This window comes from Streptomyces sp. NBC_01260, assembly GCF_036226405.1.
Taxonomy (GTDB): Bacteria; Actinomycetota; Actinomycetes; order Streptomycetales; family Streptomycetaceae; genus Streptomyces; species Streptomyces laculatispora.
The window spans coordinates 1,923,235-1,943,021 of sequence record NZ_CP108464.1 but is presented as its reverse complement, the minus strand read 5'-3'; the positions used below and the strand labels follow the sequence as shown (position 1 = coordinate 1,943,021).

At 73.0% G+C, this 19,787-nt stretch carries 17 protein-coding genes; 10 read left to right on the top strand and 7 right to left on the bottom strand.

The window, feature by feature from the left end; all coding sequences use genetic code 11:
- Positions 1-72 precede the first annotated feature (72 nt).
- Genes OG322_RS08410 through OG322_RS08400 form a run of 3 tightly spaced genes read right to left on the bottom strand, consistent with a single transcriptional unit; the run spans position 73 to position 2,092 of the window.
- On the bottom strand, positions 73-1,005 hold the full coding sequence (locus tag OG322_RS08410) for an aminoglycoside phosphotransferase family protein (RefSeq protein WP_123462613.1): 933 nt from the start codon (positions 1,003-1,005) through the stop codon (positions 73-75).
- A 29-nt stretch (positions 1,006-1,034) separates the two neighbouring features.
- Positions 1,035-1,559, bottom strand: coding sequence for a ferritin-like domain-containing protein (locus tag OG322_RS08405; RefSeq protein WP_241200243.1), 525 nt, complete (start codon positions 1,557-1,559; stop codon positions 1,035-1,037).
- Positions 1,556-2,092, bottom strand: coding sequence for a hypothetical protein (locus OG322_RS08400; RefSeq protein WP_329306265.1), 537 nt, complete (start codon positions 2,090-2,092; stop codon positions 1,556-1,558). The genes OG322_RS08405 and OG322_RS08400 overlap by 4 nt, the downstream gene beginning before the upstream one ends.
- A gap of 178 nt (positions 2,093-2,270) precedes the next feature.
- Between OG322_RS08400 and rimP the strand changes: the two genes are divergently transcribed.
- From rimP to OG322_RS08350, 10 genes are all read left to right on the top strand, one after another.
- Complete coding sequence (rimP, locus tag OG322_RS08395) at positions 2,271-2,768, top strand: ribosome maturation factor RimP (protein ID WP_123462617.1); 498 nt, start codon at positions 2,271-2,273, stop codon at positions 2,766-2,768.
- 2 nt (positions 2,769-2,770) lie between these two features.
- Positions 2,771-3,811, top strand: coding sequence for a transcription termination factor NusA (gene nusA / locus OG322_RS08390; protein WP_123462619.1), 1,041 nt, complete (start codon positions 2,771-2,773; stop codon positions 3,809-3,811).
- 160 nt (positions 3,812-3,971) lie between these two features.
- A complete protein-coding gene (locus tag OG322_RS08385; protein WP_072489326.1) occupies positions 3,972-4,250 on the top strand; it encodes a YlxR family protein in 279 nt (92 codons plus the stop codon).
- 148 nt (positions 4,251-4,398) lie between these two features.
- On the top strand, positions 4,399-7,536 hold the full coding sequence (infB, locus tag OG322_RS08380; protein WP_123462621.1) for a translation initiation factor IF-2: 3,138 nt from the start codon (positions 4,399-4,401) through the stop codon (positions 7,534-7,536).
- Between the two features lie 137 nt (positions 7,537-7,673).
- Positions 7,674-7,970 (top strand): DUF503 domain-containing protein, encoded by a 297-nt coding sequence (locus tag OG322_RS08375; RefSeq protein WP_073739168.1) that lies wholly within the window; start codon positions 7,674-7,676, stop codon positions 7,968-7,970.
- 24 nt (positions 7,971-7,994) lie between these two features.
- Positions 7,995-8,447 carry a 30S ribosome-binding factor RbfA gene (gene rbfA / locus OG322_RS08370; RefSeq protein ID WP_123462623.1) on the top strand — a complete coding sequence of 151 codons (453 nt, stop codon included), beginning with the start codon at positions 7,995-7,997 and terminating at the stop codon, positions 8,445-8,447.
- Entirely contained in the window at positions 8,444-9,400 is a 957-nt protein-coding gene (gene truB / locus OG322_RS08365; RefSeq protein ID WP_123462625.1) for a tRNA pseudouridine(55) synthase TruB, read from the top strand. Before rbfA ends, truB begins: the two co-directional genes overlap by 4 nt.
- A gap of 192 nt (positions 9,401-9,592) precedes the next feature.
- Positions 9,593-13,405: a serine protease gene (locus OG322_RS08360; RefSeq protein WP_329306264.1), complete on the top strand. Its 3,813-nt coding sequence runs from the start codon at positions 9,593-9,595 to the stop codon at positions 13,403-13,405.
- A 43-nt stretch (positions 13,406-13,448) separates the two neighbouring features.
- Positions 13,449-14,402, top strand: a complete 954-nt coding sequence (locus OG322_RS08355) for a bifunctional riboflavin kinase/FAD synthetase (RefSeq protein WP_123462630.1) — start codon at positions 13,449-13,451, stop codon at positions 14,400-14,402.
- Between the two features lie 146 nt (positions 14,403-14,548).
- A complete protein-coding gene (locus tag OG322_RS08350; RefSeq protein WP_123462632.1) occupies positions 14,549-15,652 on the top strand; it encodes an XdhC family protein in 1,104 nt (367 codons plus the stop codon).
- Between the two features lie 52 nt (positions 15,653-15,704).
- On the opposite strand, the gene OG322_RS08345 is transcribed toward OG322_RS08350, so the two are convergent.
- The 4 genes from OG322_RS08345 to OG322_RS08330 are packed head-to-tail and all read right to left on the bottom strand — an operon-like array spanning position 15,705 to position 19,769.
- Entirely contained in the window at positions 15,705-16,700 is a 996-nt protein-coding gene (locus OG322_RS08345) for an ABC transporter ATP-binding protein (RefSeq protein ID WP_329306263.1), read from the bottom strand.
- Entirely contained in the window at positions 16,697-17,725 is a 1,029-nt protein-coding gene (locus OG322_RS08340; protein ID WP_123462637.1) for an ABC transporter ATP-binding protein, read from the bottom strand. The genes OG322_RS08345 and OG322_RS08340 overlap by 4 nt, the downstream gene beginning before the upstream one ends.
- On the bottom strand, positions 17,722-18,675 hold the full coding sequence (locus OG322_RS08335) for an ABC transporter permease (RefSeq protein ID WP_123462639.1): 954 nt from the start codon (positions 18,673-18,675) through the stop codon (positions 17,722-17,724). Before OG322_RS08335 ends, OG322_RS08340 begins: the two co-directional genes overlap by 4 nt.
- A gap of 11 nt (positions 18,676-18,686) precedes the next feature.
- Positions 18,687-19,769 carry an ABC transporter permease gene (locus tag OG322_RS08330; RefSeq protein WP_123462641.1) on the bottom strand — a complete coding sequence of 361 codons (1,083 nt, stop codon included), beginning with the start codon at positions 19,767-19,769 and terminating at the stop codon, positions 18,687-18,689.
- Positions 19,770-19,787 lie beyond the last annotated feature (18 nt).

Here is a 19,787-nt window from a genome sequence, read left to right as displayed (position 1 = left end):
GCCCCGGAGCACGGCGAAGGGCCCCGCACCGTTGCTTCGGTGCGGGGCCCTTCGGCGTTGCCGGAGGCGGTTCTACAGCCAGCTCGCGAACTCCATCGTCACTTCGCCCTCCTGGCCGCGGCCGGCGGCCAGCGCCCGGGTACCGGACTCCACCGCGCGGAACAGCGTCCAGCCGTGCAGCCGCTCACGGTCCACGTCCAGCGCGTCCGCGAGCCTCTTGATCCTGCGCCGGGCCGTCATCGCGCCACCGGACGAGGCGATCAGATCCTCGACCCGGTCCCGCACCAGCCGCGCCAGATCGTAGGCCCGCTCGCCGACCAGCGGCTCGGGCCCGACCGTCAGCCAGGGCGCCCGCTCGCCCGAGAGCACCTTGCTCTGCCGGAAGTTGCCGTGCAGCAGCAGGGTTTCGGGGGAGTGGGCGACCAGTTCCTCGCGCGCTGCCAGGGCCGCCGAGACCAGCGGCTCAAGGTCCGGATCGGCCTCGGCGGCGGCCCGCATGGGCCCGGTCCGCGGCGCGGTCCGTTCGGCGACCGTCTCGAAGGCGTGCCCGGCGGGCGGCTCGACCCACAGCCGCCGTACCGTGCCCGCCGCCTCCAGCAGGGCCTTCGCCTCCGGCAGCGAACGCAGCGACATCTCGGGGTGCAGCCGCTCCAGCAGCAGGGCGCCGGCGGCCGTGTGCCCGGGGAGCAGGTCCTCACCCGGCGCGATCAGCTGTACCGCGCCCCAGCCGTTCCAGTGCGCCAGCGCCGCCCTTTCGAGCTCGGGCGCCGCACCGGACGGAGCGATCTTCAGCGCCGCCGGGGCGCCGTCACCGCCTCGCACCAGGAGGACCAGGCTGCTGCGCCCGCCCGGGGCGGCGACCCGGTCCACGGACAGTTCCTCTCCGGCCCCGGCCAGCGCCTGACCGGTCAGTGCGGGAAGCCCCGCGAGCCATTTCCCGGCGGCCGTATCCCCGTACGACTCGCCGAGCGCTCGCACCAGACGCTGCGGCGGTTCAAAACCCATACGTGCTGTGTTCCCTTTCAGAGCCTGCTTCAGTGCGTCGTGCCGGTCCGGGCGTCCGCATCGGAGCCGATCTTGGCGTCGGCACCCGTCGTCCCGTCCTTCTCACCGGCACCGTCCTTGAGGGACCCGTCGGCGGCCCGCTCGGCGAGCCCGGGAAAGGGTACGCCGCTGCCCCGCCAGCGCACCGCCCGCACCGCGGCCTCCCGCAACGCGTCCGCGGCCTCCCGCCGCAGCGGCCCCTCGGCGGCCCGTACGAGGTCGGAATAGACGTCCGCGACCCGGTCCTCCAGCACGGCGGCGAGCCGCACCGCCGCGGCCGGGCCGGGCACCGCGAACGGCAGAGCGTACGCGGGGTCCGCCGCCACCGGTTCACCGCCCAGGCCGCGCACCGTCCGCACCAGCGCGTCGCGGCGGGCCCGGTGGGCGTGGTGGGCGGCGGTGGCCTCGGCCCGGCGGCCCGCGGCGACCCGGCCGCCCGCCACCCCGTACCCGTACACCGCGGCGTGTTCGGCGGCCAGCGCCGCCTGTGCGGCCTTCAGTGTCCCGTCGCTCACGCCTTCGTCTCCTTGGCCAGTTCGGTCAGCAGGTAGGAGTGTGCCGAAGCGGCCGCCGCGACCGAGGCGAGCAGCCGCGCCAGCTCCGGGGGCGCCTCCAGCAGGGCCGCCGTGTGCGAGGCCGCGGCGCGGCGCTCGGCGGCGGCCAGTGCCCTGACGGCCTCCCGGGGGCCGCCGGCGGGCCGCGTCCGGACGAATTCGAGCGAGGCCCCCTTGGCCGGGGAGAGGGCCTTGACGTGGGCGCGGACGGCATCGCGCAGCGGGGTGAGCCCGGCCGCGGTCGCCGGGTGGGCGGCGAGCACGTTCTCGTACTGACCCAGCAGGGACGCGGTCACGCCGACGGCCTTCTTCCGCAGCGATGCCTCCGCCTGCCGCGTTGACGAGCTGTCGGCCGCGGTCCGCGCGTCGGCGCGTGCGGAACCGGTCCGGCCGCCGCCCTCGTCATCGCTTCCGCAGCCGGCCAGTACCGCCCCCATGGCGATCGCTCCCGTCGCGGTGAGCGCGCCCCTGCGCGTCGTCCCCGTGCGCCGCACTTTGTTCTCCTTCGGGCCTGGACCTGTCTTGACCGGATGTGTCCGGAAGTGATCACCGCAGGCGAGCGTACCCGCGCTCGCGGGGCAGGCGGACGGCAACACCCCTCGGGACCGGATACCCTTTGACCAGACACGCGACGATCCCCACAACAGCACACGCGGCCGAGGAGTCACCCGGATGAGCACCACCCAGAGCGAGAGGCTGCGCGGGCTGGTAGAACCGCTCGTCAGCGCCGAGCAGCTGGATCTGGAAGAGATCGAAGTGTCCCGGGCCGGCCGCCGCCGGGTGCTGCGGATCATCGTGGACTCCGAAGAGGGCGTGGAGCTCGACACCTGCGCGGAACTGAGCCGTGCGATCTCCGCGAAGCTCGACGAGACCGATGTGATGGGCGAGGAAGAGTACGTCCTGGAGGTCAGCTCTCCCGGTGCGGACCGCCCGCTGACGGAACACCGCCACTACGTACGTGCCACCGGCCGGCTGGCCAGGCTCCAGCTGCGCGAGGGCGGCGAGCTGGTGGCCCGCATCCTCGCGGTCGACGACGAGGGCCTCGATCTCGAGGTGCCGGGCGTCAAGGGCCGCAAGCCCACGTCCCGCCGGATCGCCTTCGACGAGATCGCCAAGGCGCGCGTGGAGCTGGAATTCAACCGCAAGGACAAGAAGGAAGAGGAGGCGTAGCCGTGGACATCGATGTGAAGCTTCTGAAGGGCTTGGCGCAGGACAAGGAGATCCCGTTCGACGTGCTCGTCGAGGCGATCGAGTCGGCCCTCCTCATCGCGTACCACCGCACGGACGGCAGCCACCGCCGGGCGCGCGTGGAGCTGGACGAGCGTGGCCATGTGACGGTGTGGGCGAAGGAGGACCCGGCCGATCTGGAGGAGGGCCAGGAGCCCAAGGAGTTCGACGACACCCCGTCGGGCTTCGGCCGGATCGCCGCGACCACCGCCAAGCAGGTCATCCTCCAGCGGCTGCGCGACGCCGAGGACGACCGGACGTTCGGCGAGTACGCGGGCCACGAGGGCGATGTCGTCACCGGCGTCGTCCAGCAGGGCAAGGACCCGAAGAACGTCCTGGTCGACATCGGGAAGCTGGAGGCCATCCTGCCGGTGCAGGAACAGGTGCCCGGCGAGGAGTACACCCACGGCCTGCGGCTGCGCACCTACGTCGTACGGGTGGCCAAGGGCGTGCGCGGTCCGTCGGTGACGCTGTCGCGGACCCACCCCAACCTGGTGAAGAAGCTCTTCGCGCTGGAGGTCCCGGAGATCGCCGACGGTTCCGTCGAGATCTGCGCGATCGCCCGCGAGGCCGGCCACCGTACCAAGATCGCGGTCCGCTCCACCCGCTCCGGTCTCAACGCCAAGGGCGCCTGCATCGGCCCGATGGGCGGCCGTGTGCGCAATGTCATGGCCGAGCTGCTCGGTGAGAAGATCGACATCGTGGACTGGTCGGACGACCCGGCCGAGATGGTCGCCAACGCGCTGTCGCCCGCCCGGGTCAGCGAGGTGGAGGTCGTGGACCTCGGCGCCCGCTCCGCCCGGGTCACCGTGCCGGACTACCAGCTGTCGCTGGCGATCGGCAAGGAGGGGCAGAACGCCCGTCTCGCCGCCCGTCTCACCGGCTGGCGTATCGATATCCGCCCGGACACCGAGACCGACGCCGAGCGCGACGTGGCCGACCGCGAGCGGGCCGAGCGGGCCCGGGAGCGCGCCGAGCGGAGCTGATCCGGCGACGGGCCGGGACGCGGATTCGGAGCGCGTCGCGGCCCCGCCCGGACCGGGAAACAAGGAATAGATCTCGTCGGCATGCCGCTGAGATCACGACAACATCCGTTCGATCGTTGCCCCAAACGGGTGAGGTCGATGCGGGGAGGTAGACTTAAACGTGTCTGGCCGGACGCACGCCCGCGCTTGCCCTGAGCGAACCTGTGTGGGATGCCGGGAGCGAGCGGCCAAGAGCGAGCTGCTGCGCATCGTGGCGGACGGGGACGCATGCGTCCCCGACCCTCGCGGTACGCTGCCCGGCCGGGGTGCTTACGTACACCCCGCATCTGTCTGTCTCGACCTGGCGGTTCGCCGCCGGGCATTCCCTCGGGCCTTCAAGGCCAAGGGGCCGTTCGACCCCGCCGCGGTACAGCGGTTCGTCGAACGGGTGACACCGTAGGAAATTGAACGGCACGGGTCCCCGTGCGGTCAGGTACCTCGCGAGTTGGAAGTAGGTCGAGATTGCGATGAGCACTCGATGAGTACGCGATGAGTACGCCCATGAAGTAGCGACGGTCCGGCGGTAACCCGGACCTAAAAGGAGCGAAGTGGCTAAGGTCCGGGTATACGAACTCGCCAAGGAGTTCGGGGTTGAGAGCAAGGTCGTCATGGCCAAGCTCCAAGAACTCGGTGAATTCGTACGTTCGGCGTCCTCGACGATCGAGGCGCCGGTTGTACGCAAGTTGACTGACGCACTGCAGGGTCCCGGTGGCAACGCCGCCGGCAAGTCCGCTGCAAAGCCTGGCGCGCCCCGCAAGGCCGCCCCCGTGAAGCCCGCAGCGCCCTCCCCGGCCGCTGCGGCACGTCCCGCTGCCCCGAAGCCCGGCGTACCGGCTGCCAAGCCGGCCGCTGCCGAGGCTCCGGAGAGCAGCGCCCCCGCTGCGGCCTCCGCGCCGTCCGCGGGCCCGCGTCCGGGCCCCAAGCCCGCACCCGTGAAGCCCGCCCCGGTGACCCCGGTGCCCGCAGCCGAGTTCTCGGCTCCGGCCCCGGCACAGCCGGCCGCACCGCAGCAGCAGGCCCCGCGTCCCGCGGGTGCCACCCCGGGTCCCCGCCCCGCCCGTCCGGCTCCGGCCGGCGGTCAGCGTGACGGTGGCCGCGAGGGCGGTCAGCGTGACGGCGGCCGCGGCGGCGAGCGCGACGGCGCCCGTGGCGGCGACCGTCCGGCACGTCCCGCAGGCCAGGGCGCCCCGCGTCCCGGTGCACGTCCGGCGGGTCCCCGTCCGGGCAACAACCCGTTCACCTCCGGCGGCTCGACGGGCATGGCCCGTCCGCAGTCGCCCCGTCCCGGCGGCGCCCCGCGTCCCGGTGGCGGCTCGGAGCGCCCCGGCGCCCCGCGTCCGCAGGGCGGCCCCGGCGGCGCCCCGCGGCCCCAGGGCCAGGGCGGCGCACGTCCGTCTCCGGGCGGCATGCCGCGCCCGCAGGCTCCTCGTCCCGGCGGCGCCCCCGGCGCCGGCGGTAACCGTCCCAACCCGGGCATGATGCCGCAGCGTCCCGCTGCCGGCCCGCGTCCCGGTGGTGGCCCCGGCGGTGGCCGCGGTCCCGGTGGCGGCGGCGGTCGTCCCGGCGGCGGTGGCGGCGCAGGCCGTCCCGGTGGCGGCGGCTTCGCAGGCCGTCCGGCCGGTCCCGGTGGCGGTGGCGGCGGTTTCGCCGGTCGTCCCGGTGGCGGCGGTGGCGCTCCCGGTCGTCCGGGTGGTGGCGGCGGCTTCGGCGGCCGTCCCGGCTTCGGTGGACGTCCCGGTGGCCCCGGTGCCCGTGGTGGCACGCAGGGTGCCTTCGGCCGTCCCGGCGGTCCCGCGCGTCGTGGCCGCAAGTCGAAGCGGCAGAGGCGCCAGGAGTACGAGTCGATGCAGGCCCCGTCGGTGGGCGGCGTCATGCTGCCCCGCGGCAACGGGCAGGCTGTCCGGCTGTCTCGCGGTGCTTCGCTCACGGACTTCGCGGAGAAGATCAACGCGAACCCGGCGTCGCTCGTCGGCGTGATGATGAACCTCGGCGAGATGGTCACTGCCACGCAGTCCGTCCCCGACGAGACGCTGAAGATGCTCGCGGACGAGATGAACTTCGTCCTGGAGATCGTCAGCCCCGAGGAGGAGGACCGCGAGCTGCTCGAGTCCTTCGACATCGAGTTCGGCGAGGACGAGGGCGGCGAAGAGGCCCTGGTCTCCCGTCCGCCGGTCGTGACCGTCATGGGTCACGTCGACCACGGTAAGACCCGACTGCTGGACGCGATCCGCAAGACGAACGTCGTCGCGGGCGAGGCCGGCGGTATCACGCAGCACATCGGTGCGTACCAGGTCGGCGCCGAGGTCAACGGCGAGGACCGCAGGATCACCTTCATCGACACCCCGGGTCACGAGGCGTTCACCGCCATGCGTGCACGTGGTGCGAAGTCCACCGACATCGCGATCCTCGTGGTGGCGGCGAACGACGGTGTGATGCCCCAGACGATCGAGGCGCTGAACCACGCCAAGGCGGCCGACGTGCCGATCGTGGTCGCGGTCAACAAGATCGACGTCGAGGGTGCCGACCCGGTCAAGGTGCGCGGTCAGCTCACCGAGTTCGGTCTGGTGGCCGAGGAGTACGGCGGCGACACGATGTTCGTCGACATCTCCGCCAAGCAGGGCCTCAACATCGAGGCTCTTCTGGAGGCCGTCGTCCTCACCGCCGACGCCTCGCTCGACCTGCGGGCCAACCCGGAGCAGGACGCTCAGGGTATTGCGATCGAGTCCCACCTCGACCGTGGCCGCGGTGCCGTCTCGACCGTCCTGGTCCAGCGCGGCACGCTGCGTATCGGCGACACGGTGGTGGTCGGCGACGCGTACGGCCGAGTCCGCGCGATGCTCGACGACAAGGGCGAGAACGTCGAGGAAGCGGGTCCCTCGACCCCCGTCCTCGTGCTGGGTCTCACCAACGTCCCGGGTGCCGGCGACAACTTCCTGGTGGTCGACGAGGACCGTACGGCCCGTCAGATCGCCGAGAAGCGTGCCGCTCGTGAGCGCAACGCCAACTTCGCCCGCAAGGGTGTCCGGTTCTCCCTGGAGAACCTGGACGAGGCGCTCAAGGCCGGTCTGGTCCAGGAGCTCAACCTCATCATCAAGGGCGACGCGTCCGGTTCGGTGGAGGCTCTCGAGTCCTCGCTGCTCCAGCTCGACGTCGGTGAAGAGGTCGACATCCGGGTCCTGCACCGCGGTGTGGGTGCGGTCACCGAGTCGGACATCAACCTGGCGACCGGCTCCGACGCCATCGTGATCGGCTTCAACGTGCGCGCCGCAGGGCGTGCCGCGCAGATGGCCGACCGCGAAGGTGTGGACGTCCGGTACTACTCGGTCATCTACCAGGCGATCGAAGAGATCGAAGCGGCCCTCAAGGGCATGCTCAAGCCGGAGTACGAAGAGGTCGAGCTCGGTACGGCGGAGATCCGCGAGATCTTCCGCTCGTCCAAGCTGGGCAACATCGCCGGTGTGCTGGTCCGGTCCGGCGAGGTCAAGCGCAACACCAAGGCGCGCCTGCTTCGCGACGGCAAGGTCATCGCGGAGAGCCTCAACATCTCCGGTCTGCGCCGCTTCAAGGACGACGTCACCGAGATCCGCGAAGGCTTCGAGGGCGGTATCAACCTCGGAAACTTCAACGACATCAAGATCGACGACGTCATCGCGACGTACGAGATGCGCGAGAAGCCGCGAGGCTGACCCGTACCTCAACAGTCGGGGCCGGTCGACGGGTCGTATTTCCGTCGATCGGCCCCGGCCGTTCCGTGTACGGTTCTTGTGTCCCTGCCAATCATCGGCAGGGCACGAACCCGAACCGGCGGGACATCCGGACACACATGTATGTGGGGACACTGTCCTTCGATCTGCTTCTCGGCGACGTACGGTCGCTGAAGGAGAAGCGCTCCGTGGTCCGTCCGATCGTCGCCGAGCTCCAGCGCAAGTACGCGGTGAGCGTGGCGGAGACGGGCGGCCAGGACCTCCATCGCAGGGCCGAGATCGGCCTCGCCGTGGTCTCCGGGGACACCGGGCACCTCACCGACGTGCTGGACCGGTGCGAGCGGTTGATCGCCGGTCGGCCGGAAGTGGAACTGCTGTCCGTACGGCGGCGGCTGCACAGCGACGAAGACGATTGAGCAAGGCGAGAAGGAGACGGACCAGTGGCCGACAACGCGCGGGCTAAGAAGCTGGCGGACCTCATCCAGGAGGTGGTCGCCGAGAAACTGCAGCGCGGAATCAAGGACCCGCGCCTGGGTACGCACGTGACCATCACGGACACCCGTGTCACCGGCGACCTGCGGGAGGCCACGGTCTTCTACACGGTCTACGGCGACGACGAGGACCGGGCGAGCGCGGCAGCCGGCCTGGAGAGCGCCAAGGGCATCCTGCGCTCGGCGGTCGGTGCGGCGGCGGGGACGAAGTTCACCCCCACGCTCGCCTTCATGGCGGACGCGCTCCCCGAGAACGCCAAGGCGATCGAGGACCTCCTCGACCGGGCACGGGCCTCGGACGCCAAGGTGCGTGAGGCGTCCTCGGGCGCCACGTACGCGGGCGACGCCGACCCGTACCGCAAGCCGGAGGACGAGACCGACGAGGACACCGCCTCCGAATGACAGCGCAGAACAGGACGCCCCAGGAAGGGAGCGGGAGCGTAGCGGCCTCCGGCAAGGGTGGCGGCGGGCGACGGGAGAGCGGCCTCGTCATCGTCGACAAGCCGTCCGGCTTCACTTCGCACGATGTCGTCGCCAAGATGCGCGGTATCGCCAGGACCCGCCGCGTCGGCCACGCCGGCACGCTGGACCCGATGGCGACGGGCGTGCTCGTGCTCGGCGTGGAGCGGGCCACCAAGCTCCTGGGCCATCTCGCGCTGACCGAGAAGGAGTACCTCGGTACGATCCGGCTCGGCCAGGACACCGTCACGGACGACGCGGAGGGCGAGATCACCTCGTCGACCGACGCCTCCGGTGTGACACGCGAGGGCATCGACGCGGGTGTCGCCGAACTGACCGGCGCCATCATGCAGGTGCCGTCCAAGGTCAGCGCCATCAAGATCGACGGCAAGCGGTCCTACGCGCGGGTGCGCGGCGGCGAGGAGTTCGAGATCCCGGCCCGGCCGGTGACCATCTCGTCCTTCAAGGTCTACGACGTCCGTGAGGCCGTCGCCGAGGACGGCACCCCGGTGGTCGACCTGGTCGTCTCGGTGGTCTGCTCCTCCGGTACGTACATCCGGGCCATCGCCCGCGACCTCGGCGCCGGACTCGGCGTGGGCGGGCATCTCACCGCGCTGCGGCGCACCCGCGTCGGCCCGTACGGCCTCGACGGGGCGAGGACCCTGGACCAGCACCAGGAGGAGCTGGTCGTGATGCCGGTGGCCGAGGCCGCCGCCTCGGCGTTCCCGCGCTGGGACGTCGACGAGAAGCGCGCCAAGCTCCTGCTCAACGGGATGCGGCTGGACATGCCCGCCTACCCGCCGGGGCCGGTCGCGGTCTTCGGGCCCGACGGGCGGTTCCTGGTCCTGGTCGAGGAGCAGAAGGGCAAGGCCAAGAGCCTCGCCGTCTTCGGCTGAACGCCTCCGGCGTCCGCACCGTGGAGCGGGCAGCACCCCTGTGCCCGCTCCACGGTCCCCCACCGCTTCCTGTCCACCGAACGCTCCTGATTCACCCCAATGGGCAGGCGCTCGGAGTGAATCAGGGGTGCAAACGGGGGCGCTTTTACTCCGATCGCTTCTCACCGATCACGGCGGACCTAACGTCGGATCATGGGATGCGGGAACCGGGCGACGCTGGTACGACTGTGCGATCCGGCCGGCCGGCCGAGGGGGACCGGGTTCGTCGCGGACGACCGGGGCACGGTCGTGACCAGTCACGAGGCGGTCGACGGGATCACCCACCTCGTCCTGCACGGCACGGACGGGCGCAGTTGCCGCGTCGACGCCGGTGACATCACCGCCCTGCCCGAGCGGGACCTCGCGCTCCTGCCCACCGGCGGGCCCGACGCGCTGGGCGCGCAGCCGCTGCCGATCGTGGAGCGGGAGCGGTTCGAAGCCGGTACGTATGTGACGATCGCCGCGCACGGCTGGCGCGAGGCACGCGTGCTGGGCCCGGCCCCGGTGACGTACACCGCCGGCGGCGTCACCCACCGGATCGGCCGGGCGCTGGAACTGGCCCTCGGTACGGACGGCCGCGATGCGCTCCTGCTCGGCGGCGCCGCCGTGGGCGGGCCGGTCCTCGACCCGGACACCGGCGCGGTCATCGCGGTACTCGGCACCGCCCTGCGGGCCGGACACGCCGCCGCCGGATGCGCGGTTCCGCTGGCCGGGGCGGGCGACGGGGGACCGCTGGGTGCCCTGCTGCTGCGCAACGCCATGAGCGTCCCCTGCTACGGCCGCGATCTGAACCTGGCCGGAGCCCTCCAGCTGACCGCCATGTCGGTCGGCTCGGCGGGCGGACCGAGCGCCTGGCCCGATCCGGTGGAACGGCCCGAAGCCACCGCGGAGTTCAGCGCGTTCACCGCTGCCGGACCGGCGACGGCCACCGGGGACCCCGCGGTGGTTCTGGGCCTCGTCGGGGAGCCGGGTACGGGCCGCACCACCGAACTCGCCGCGCTCGCCGCCCGGCGGGCCCGCGGCCCGGTGCCCACACTCACCCTGTGGCTGCGCGGCGCCGATCTGCTGGCCGACGACACCTCCCTCGCAGACGCGGTCGCCCGCACGCTCCGGCAGGCGGGACGCATCGTCACCGCCGCCGGAGCCCTCGGCGACATGACGGCCGCCACCCCGGAGCGGGTGGCCCGGCTGGCAGCGGACTCGGGCAGCCCGCTGCTCGTCCTGCTGGACGGCCCGGAGGAGATGCCGCCCGTCCTGGCGCACCGGCTGGCCCGGTGGAGCGCCGGATCGGTCGACTGGCTGCGGGAGAACGGCGCGCGGCTCGTCGTCGCCTGCCGCCCCGAGCACTGGGAGACCGCCGGTGCACTCTGTCCGCCCGGCGCGCTGCACCGCCCGGCCAGGCCCGCCCGGCGGCTGCCGTCCGCCCTGCGCATCGACGACCTCACCGTGGGCCAGGCCGAGGCGGCCCGGCAGCGGTACGCCCTCCCGCCCGACGCGCTCGCCGCCGGCCACGACCGGCACCCGCTCACCCTGCGGCTGCTGGCGGAGGTACGCGCGGCCCTCCCGCCGGACACGCCGGGGCGGCCCGGCACGGAGGAGGTCTTCGGCGCGCACCTGGACCTGATGTGCCTGCGCATCGCGGTCCGGATCGCCGCCGAGTGCCGTCCGGCGCCGGGGGGCGCGGCGGTACGGCGGCTGGCGGCGCAGGTGGCGGGGCAGGTCCACGAGGCGGCCCGGCGCTGTCTGGGGCAGGGGCAGGGGGAGCTGGACCGGGCCTCGTTCGAGCACGTCTTCCCGTGGCGCACGGGCTGGGCGCCGGCCGTGCTCACCGAGGGGCTGCTGGTCCCGGCGGGAGCGGGCTACCGCTTCGCACACGAGGAGCTGGGGGACTGGGTCCAGGGTGCGCATCTGGACCTGGACGCCGCGCTGCGGGCGCTGGTGCACCGCTGGCATGTCCCCGGTGCCGCCGCGGGGGAGAGCGGCGCGCGGGTTCCGCACCCCCGCCGCCCGGGTGCGGCGGAAGGGCCCGACACCGAGCCCGTACCCGCTCCCGTCGTGGGAGCCGAGGAAGCGGAGCCGCGCAGTCTCCCGGTGCCGCGCCATCGGATCGGCCCCGTGATCCAGGCGCTGCTGCTCCTGGGCCGCCGCCGGGGCCCCGCCGCGTTGGCCCACCGGCTGGCCGACCTGATCGAGGCGCTGGACCGGCTGCCCGCGGGACGGGACGAGGCGGCGGTGAGGTCCGGCGGAGAGGGCCCGCCGCAGGACGGCCCGGCGACGGGGGAGGGCGGGACCGGCCCCGCCGCACCCCGCGCGGCCTTGCGCGCCGCCGCCACCGAGCCGCCCCCCGGTTGCTCCCGCGCCGCGCTGCCCTCCGCCGACGGCGGCTGTCCGCCCCCGGACGCCCGTTGGTGGGCCGCGCACCTGCTCTCCGAGACCCTCCTGCGGGTGCCAGACGCCCGACCGCACCTCGGGGTGCTCCGGCTGCTCACCGGGCGCGTCGTCCGCAGTTCGGCCGAGGCGGGCGGGGCCGGTGCGCAGGGGGTGTACGCCGAGTTCGGGCCCTGGTTCTGGCGGCGGCTGCGGCTGCCCGAGGCGGACCGGATGGATCTGTTCCGGCGGCTCGTCCCCGCCGACGGACCGCCGCGCGGCGAGGGCGAAGCCGACGGCGGGCGCTTCCTGGACGCCGTGGCACGACGGCTCGCCGCCCATCCGCGTACCCTCCAGCCGCTCCTGTGCACCTGGTTCACCGACGAGCAGCCGCTCGCCGCCGAGGCGGGCGAGGAGGGAGCGGCGGTGCGCCCGACCGTCGCGGCGGCCGCGCAGGCTCTCCTGTACGCCCGCCGCGATCTCGCCGTGGACGATCTGGCCGACGCGCTCGTCTCGACCGACCACCCCCGCGCCGGGGAACTGCTCGCCGCGCTGGCCGAGGACGAACCCTCGGCGCTGTGCCGGGCCGTCGAGCGGTGGTCCCGCGACGACGACCGCAGCGCCCGGCGGATCGCGGCCGCCTCGTACGGAGCGGTCGTCGCACCGAAGCTCACCCGCGACGCCGACCGGGAGCTGCTGCGCCGCTCCGCCCTCGCCCTGCTGGCCCGCCCCGGGGACACCGATCTGCACGGGCCGGCGCTGACCCGGCTCGTGGCCGATCCGCAGACCAGGGACCGCTATCTGCCGCAGGCGCTCCGTGCCTTCGCCACGGGCGGCCCCCGGCTGTCCCCGGCCGCGCTCGCCGTCGCCCTGCCCACGCATCCCGAGCCGGTGCTGACCGCGTACCGCGACCGTCTCGTGCGGTCCGGGGACGGCGCGGGCGAGGTGCTGCGCGCCCTCGCCGCGATCGACGCCCCCGCGCTCGCCCTGCACGCCGCCGGGCTCGTACGGGCCTACGTCGACAGCCACCCCGAGGACACCGTGCACGCCGCGGCCTACCTCGACCGCAGGCTGGAGCACGGGCCCGCCGCCCGCGCCCTGCTGCTTCCCCTGCTGACCGGACTGCTCCGGGACCGTCCCGCGACCGCGCCGGTCCGCGGCGCGCTCGCCGGGGTGCTGGCCTCGCCCGGAAGTCCGGCCTCGCAGCCGCTGCGGGACGAGTTGCTGGAAGTGCTGCTGGACTTCGAGCAGGGCGGCGCGCACCGGGACCCGATCGTGCTCGACGCGCTGCTGCGGGCTGCCGCGGCCGGCAGTGCCGGGCGCGGCCGGGCCCGCACCAGGGCCCTGGTCCACCGCACCGGGATGCTGCTCGTCCGGACCCCCGAAGGCGCCGCACGGTTCGACCGCCGGCTGGTCGAACTGGCCCGGGACGTGCCCGGATTCGCCGCCCTGGTCACCGGGTGGCTGGCGGACGCCCCCCAGGAGTGGGCGGCGGTCGTCGGCCCCGGTGCGCGGCGGACGGTGGAGGCCCTCGGGACCCCGATGCCGATGCCGATGCAGGCCGCAGGGCGTGAGCATGGCAGTCTTAGACCTGCGTAAGAGACAAACCCACGTACACAGGTTCGGGCGAGGAGCGGTCAGAGTGCAGCGCTGGCGTGGCTTGGAGGACATCCCCCAGGACTGGGGACGCAGCGTCGTCACCATCGGCTCCTACGACGGGGTGCACCGCGGACACCAGCTGATCATCGGCCGGGCCGTCGAGCGGGCCCGCGAGCTGGGGGTGCCGTCGGTCGTCGTGACCTTCGACCCGCACCCCAGCGAGGTCGTCCGGCCCGGCAGCCATCCGCCGCTGCTGGCCCCGCACCACCGCCGCGCCGAGCTGATGGCCGAGCTCGGTGTGGACGCGCTGCTGATCCTGCCGTTCACCACCGAGTTCTCGAAGCTCGCCCCGGCCGACTTCATCGTGAAGGTGCTCGTCGACAAGCTCCACGCGCGGCTGGTCATCGAGGGCCCCAACTTCCGCTTCGGCCACAAGGCCGCGGGGAACGTGCAGCTGCTCACCGAGTTCGGCGCTACGTACGACTACCGGGTCGAGGTCATCGATCTGCGGGTGCGCGGTGAGGCGGGCGGCGGTGAGCCGTTCTCCTCCACCCTCACCCGGCGCCTGGTCGCCGAGGGCGATATGACCGGCGCCGCCGAGATCCTGGGCCGCCCGCACCGTGTCGAGGGCGTCGTCGTCCGCGGTGCGCAGCGCGGCCGCGAGCTCGGCTTCCCCACCGCGAACGTGGAGACCCTGCCGCACACCGCGATCCCCGCCGACGGGGTGTACGCGGGCTGGCTGAACGTGAACGGCGAGGCGATGCCCGCCGCGATCTCGGTCGGCACGAACCCGCAGTTCGACGGCACCGAGCGGACGGTGGAGGCGTACGCGATCGACCGGGTCGGCCTCGATCTGTACGGACTGCACGTCGCCGTGGACTTCCTCGCCTACGTACGGGGAATGCTGAAGTTCGACTCGATCGACGAGCTGCTGGTGGCGATGGCCGCCGATGTGAAGCGGTGCAGCGAGCTCATCTCCGCGTACGACCAGGACTGATCCACCGGTCCGGGGCGCCGGGAGCGCCCTGCTCCATGCGGCGGGACCCTGCGCATCAGCGGTGGACCTCGGCATTTCAGCGCCGCGGCTCACTTATGGTGGGGCGCGTCCTGGCCGGGTGAGCCGGGCCTCAGGAGGTCCGTACCGTGCGTGAACTGCTCTCTGAACTGCGTGCCTGGGACGACGCCGGCACCCCGTTCGCCCTGGCCACCGTCGTCTCCGTCCGGGGCAGCGCGCCGCGTGCCCCCGGCGCGGTGATGGCGGTGACCGCCGACGGAGCGGTGGCGGGAAGCGTGTCCGGCGGCTGTGTCGAGGGCGCCGTGTACGAGGTGGCCGGCGAGGTGCTCGCCTCGGGCACCCCGCAGCTGACGTCGTACGGGATCAGCGACGACGAGGCGTTCGGTGTCGGGCTGACCTGCGGTGGCACGATCGACGTCCTGGTCGCGCCGTTCGCCGCGGCGGCCGACCGCGCATGGCTCCGGGGAGTCACGGACTCGATCGCGGTCGGTGAACCCGTCGCGGTGGCCACCGTCCTGCCGGGCGCCGCGGCGGCCGGTGCCCGGCTGGTGGTCCGGGCCGGCGGCACACAGGGCTCACTCGGCGACGAGGGGCTCGACGCGGCCGTCACCGATGACGCCCGGGGCCTGCTCGCGCAAGGGGCGACCGGCCGGCAGTGGTACGGGGTGCGCGGGGAGCGCCGGATGCAGGACGTGTCCGTCTTCGTCCAGACGTACGCGCCACCGCCCCGCATGCTCGTCTTCGGCGCCATCGACCACGCCGCCGCGACCGCGCGCATCGGGTCGTTCCTCGGGTACCGGGTCACGGTGTGCGACGCCCGTCCGGCCTTCGCGACCCGCGAGCGGTTTCCCACCGCCGACGAGGTCGTCTGCGCCTGGCCGCACACCTATCTGTCGGACACGGAGATCGACGGGCACACGGTCGTCTGCGTCCTGACCCACGATCCGAAGTTCGACGTCCCGCTGCTGGTCGCCGCGTTGCGCACACCGGCCGCGTACATCGGTGTGATGGGGAGCCGGCGCACCCATCTGGACCGGATCGCACGGCTGCGGGCCGAAGGGGTCGGCGAGGCGGACCTCGCCCGGCTCGCCTCGCCGGTCGGGCTCGACCTCGGCGCCCGCACCCCGGAGGAGACGGCCGTCTCGATCGCCGCGGAGATCATCCAGCACCGCTGGGGCGGCACCGGGCGGCCGCTCGGCGAACTCACGGGGGCCATCCACCACCACCCGTAGCAGCGGGTACGGGCAGGACCGGAGACCCGGACCCGCCCGTACACCGCACTCCCTAGGACCGCGCTGCCACCGCCGCGTTCGCCCAGTGGCACGCCACCTGTGTCTCGCCGCCTCCCGCCAGCACCGGCAGATCCTTCGTACGGCACGCGTCCGCGACGCCCGCTCGCTCCGCCTCGCCGGAGGCCAGGACCTGGCAGCGCACATGGAAACGGCAGCCGGACGGCACCTTCGACGGGTCCGGCGGCTCACCGGTCAGCACCACCGGATCGCCCTCCGCCTCCGGCAGCACCGACAACAGCGCCTGGGTGTACGGATGCTGCGGAGCCGTGAGGATCTGCTCGACGTCACCGGTCTCCACGATCCGGCCGAGATACATCACCGCCACCCGGTCCGCGATGTTCCACGCCAGACCGAGATCGTGCGTGACCACCAGCGCGGACAGGCCCAGTTCGTCCCTCAGCCGCAGCAGCAGCGCCAGGATCTCGCCGCGCACCGAGGCGTCCAGCGAGGCCACCGGCTCGTCGGCCACGATGAGTTCCGGTTCCAGGACCAGGGCGCCCGCGATCACGACGCGCTGGCGCTGGCCGCCCGACAGCTCGTGCGGGTAGCGCAGGAAGAACCGCTCCGGGGGCCGCAGCCCCGCCCGGGACAGGGCGTTGGTCACCGCCTCCCGCTCGTCGCCGCCGTACCGGTGGATCCGCAGCCCCTCGGCCACCGCGTCGTACACCGTGTGGCGCGGGTTCAGCGAGCCGCTGGGATCCTGGAGCACCAGCTGGACCCGCTTGCGGTACGCCTTCAGCGCCCGGTTCCCGTAGTCGAGCGGCCTGCCGCCGAAGGCGATCCGCCCGGAGGTCGGCGGGACCAGGCCCAGCAGCGAACGGGCCAGCGTCGTCTTGCCGCTCCCGGACTCGCCGACCAGGGCGACGATCTCGCCCGGCCTGATGTCCAGGTCGACCCCGTCGACGGCCCGCGCCGGACCGGCACCGTGCCGGCCGGGGAAGGTGACCTGCAGCGCCTGCGCGCTGAGCAGGTCCGTGGTGGTGCTCATGTGGTGCTCCTTGCTTCCTCGGCGCCCGGCAGGGCCGGGGCGGCCGCCCCTTGCGGACCCACCAGCACACAGGCGGCCTGCCGTGCGGGTCCGGAGTCCCGCAGTTCCTGGTCCTGCGTGGTGCAGGAGTCCAGGGCCACCGGACAGCGCGGGTGGAACGTGCAGCCGGCCGGCAGCGCCGACGGGTCGGGCGGATCGCCCGGCAGCCCGCGGGGAGCGAACCGGGAGGCCGGGTCCCCGATGCGCGGGAAGGCGCTCGACAGGGCCTTGCTGTACGGGTGGGCCGCGCTCTCGTAGACCTCGGAGGCGGGGCCCTGCTCGACGACGCGTCCCGCGTACATCACCGCGAGCCGGTCGCAGGTGTCCGAGAGCACGGCCAGGTCATGGCTGATCATGATCAGTCCGAGGTCCTGCTCGGAGACCAACTGCTCGATCAGGCGCAGGATCTGGGCCTGGATCATCACGTCGAGGGCCGTCGTCGGCTCGTCGGCGATGATCAGCCCCGGATCGCAGGCGAGCGCCATCGCGATCATCACGCGCTGGCGCTGTCCGCCGGAGAGCTCGTGCGGATAGGCGTCCGCTCGGGCGGCCGGCAGCCCCACCTGCTCCAGCAGCTCGCCGGCCCGCTTCCGCGCGGCGGCCTGCGTCGTCCTGCGGTGCAGCACGATCGGCTCGGCGATCTGGTCCCCGATGCGGTGCACCGCGTTGAGCGAGTGCATCGCGCCCTGGAAGACGATCGAGGCACCGGCCCAGCGCACCGCCCGGACCCGGCCCCACTTCATGGCGAGGACGTCCTCGCCGTTCAGCAGGATCTCGCCGGAGACCTTCGTGCCCGTCGGCAGCAGACGCAGCAGCGCGAGCGCCAGCGTCGACTTCCCGCAGCCCGACTCCCCGGCGATGCCGAGCTTCTGGCCCGCGTCGACCTCCAGATTCACCCCGCGGACCGCCTGGGCCCCGCCGGCGTACGTCACCGTGAGATCGCGTACTTGGAGCAGCGGCGTCTTGTGGATGCTCGTCGTGCTCAACGGGCCACCCCCAGCTTGGGATTGAGGACGGACTCGATGGCGCGGCCGCACAGCGTGAACGCCAGTGCCACCAGGGCGATGGCGATACCGGGCGGCGCCAGGTACCACCAGTCGCCCGAGCTCACGGCGCCGGCCTCGCGCGCGTCCTGGAGCATGCCGCCCCAGGAGGTGATGGTCGGGTCGCCGAGGCCGAGGAAGGCCAGGGTGGCTTCGGTCAGGATCGCGCTGGAGATCACCAGCGTGGTCTGGGCGAGTACCAGCGGCATCACGTTCGGCAGGACGTGCCGGGTCATGATGTGGCCGTGTCCGCCGCCCAGCGCACGGGCCCGCTCGATGTAGGGGCGGGACTCCACGGCGAGCGTCTGCGCCCGCACCAGACGGGCCGTCGTCGGCCAGGTGGTGACGCCGATCGCGATGATGACCGTCCACAGCGAGCGGTCCATCACGGTGGCGAGCGCGATGGCCAGGACCAGGGTCGGCATCACCAGGAACCAGTCGGTGACCCGCATCAGGACCGTCGAGTACCAGCCGCGGAAGTGCCCCGCGAGGATGCCGACGACCGTACCGATGGCGACGCACAGGAAGGCCGCGAGCAGCCCCACCGTCAGCGAGACGCGTGCTCCCCAGACCAGCAGGGCGAGCACACTGCGTCCGAACTGGTCGGTGCCGAGCGGGAATTCGCCGCTCGGAGCCTCCAGCGCACCGCCCGGCGCGGAGGTGACGCTCTGCGAGTCGGCGCCGGCCAGTGCCGGCGCGAACAGGGCGGTCAGCCCGATCAGGATGAGCCCGGCCAGCCCCCACAGGCCGCCCGGGTGCCTGCGGTACTCGCGCCAGAAGCGGGCCATGGAGCGGCGCTTGCGGGCCCGTGCCAGCGCGCGCGGGCTCTTGGCCGCCCCGGCCCCGGGCCCGTCGGGCGCGGGCTTCTCGGCCTCGGGGGTGGAGGCGGGCATGGATTCGGCAGTCATCGGCCCACCCGGGGATCGAGCAGCGGATACAGCACGTCGGCGAGGGTGTTCGCCAGGATCACCGCGGTGGCGAAGACGAAGAACAGCCCTTGGACGAGTGGCAGGTCAGGGACGCTGAGCCCCTGGTAGAAGAGGCCGCCCAGGCCCGGCCAGGAGAACACGGTCTCGACCAGGATCTGTCCGGCGACCACATGCCCCAGGTTGACGAACATCAGCGTGAAGGTCGGCAGCATCGCGTTGGGCACGGCGTGCTTGCGGCGTACCGCGTCGTCGCGCAGCCCCTTCGCGCGGGCCGTCGTCAGATAGTCGCTGCCCATCTCGTCGAGCAGCGAGGAGCGCATCACCAGGAGCGTCTGCGCGTAGCCGACCGCGACCAGGGTGATCACGGGGAGCACCATGTGGTGCGCGACGTCGAGGACGTACGCGAAGCCGGTCTCGTTGCCCGACTCCAGACCGCCGGTCGGGAACATGCCCGGAATCGGGCCGATGCCCACCGAGAAGACGATGATCAGGAGCAGGCCGAGCCAGAACGAGGGCACCGAGTAGAGCGTGAGCGCGAGCGCGGTGTTGAACCGGTCGCTCGTGGAGCCGTTGCGCCAGGCGGTACGGGTACCCAGCCAGATGCCGAGCGCGCTGTAGAGGACGTACGCCGTGCCGGTGAGCAGCAGCGTCGCCGGCAGCGCCTCGACGATCTTGTCCATGACCGGGGCGTGGAACTGGAAGGAGGTGCCGAAGTCGCCGGTGAGCGCGTCCCCCACATAGGTGGTGAACTGCTGCCACATCGGCTGGTCGAGGCCGAACTGGTGGCGCAGCGACTCCAGCTGCTCGGTGGAGACGCGGCGGCCGCCCGTCATCTGCTTCACCGGGTCGCTGGGGATGAGCCGGAAGAGGAAGAAGCTGGTGACCAGAACGGCGAACAGCGAGACGGCCGCGCCGGCGATCTTGGCGGCCACGTACGTGAGGTAGGCCTTGGTGTTGCGCGCCCGTGGGCCGCGGGCGGCCGGCGGACCGGCCGGAGCCGGACCGTCCGTGTCCGCATCCGCCTGTTTCACGAGCGCCGGAGTGCTGTCAGCTGTCATGGGGAACTCTCGTTACTC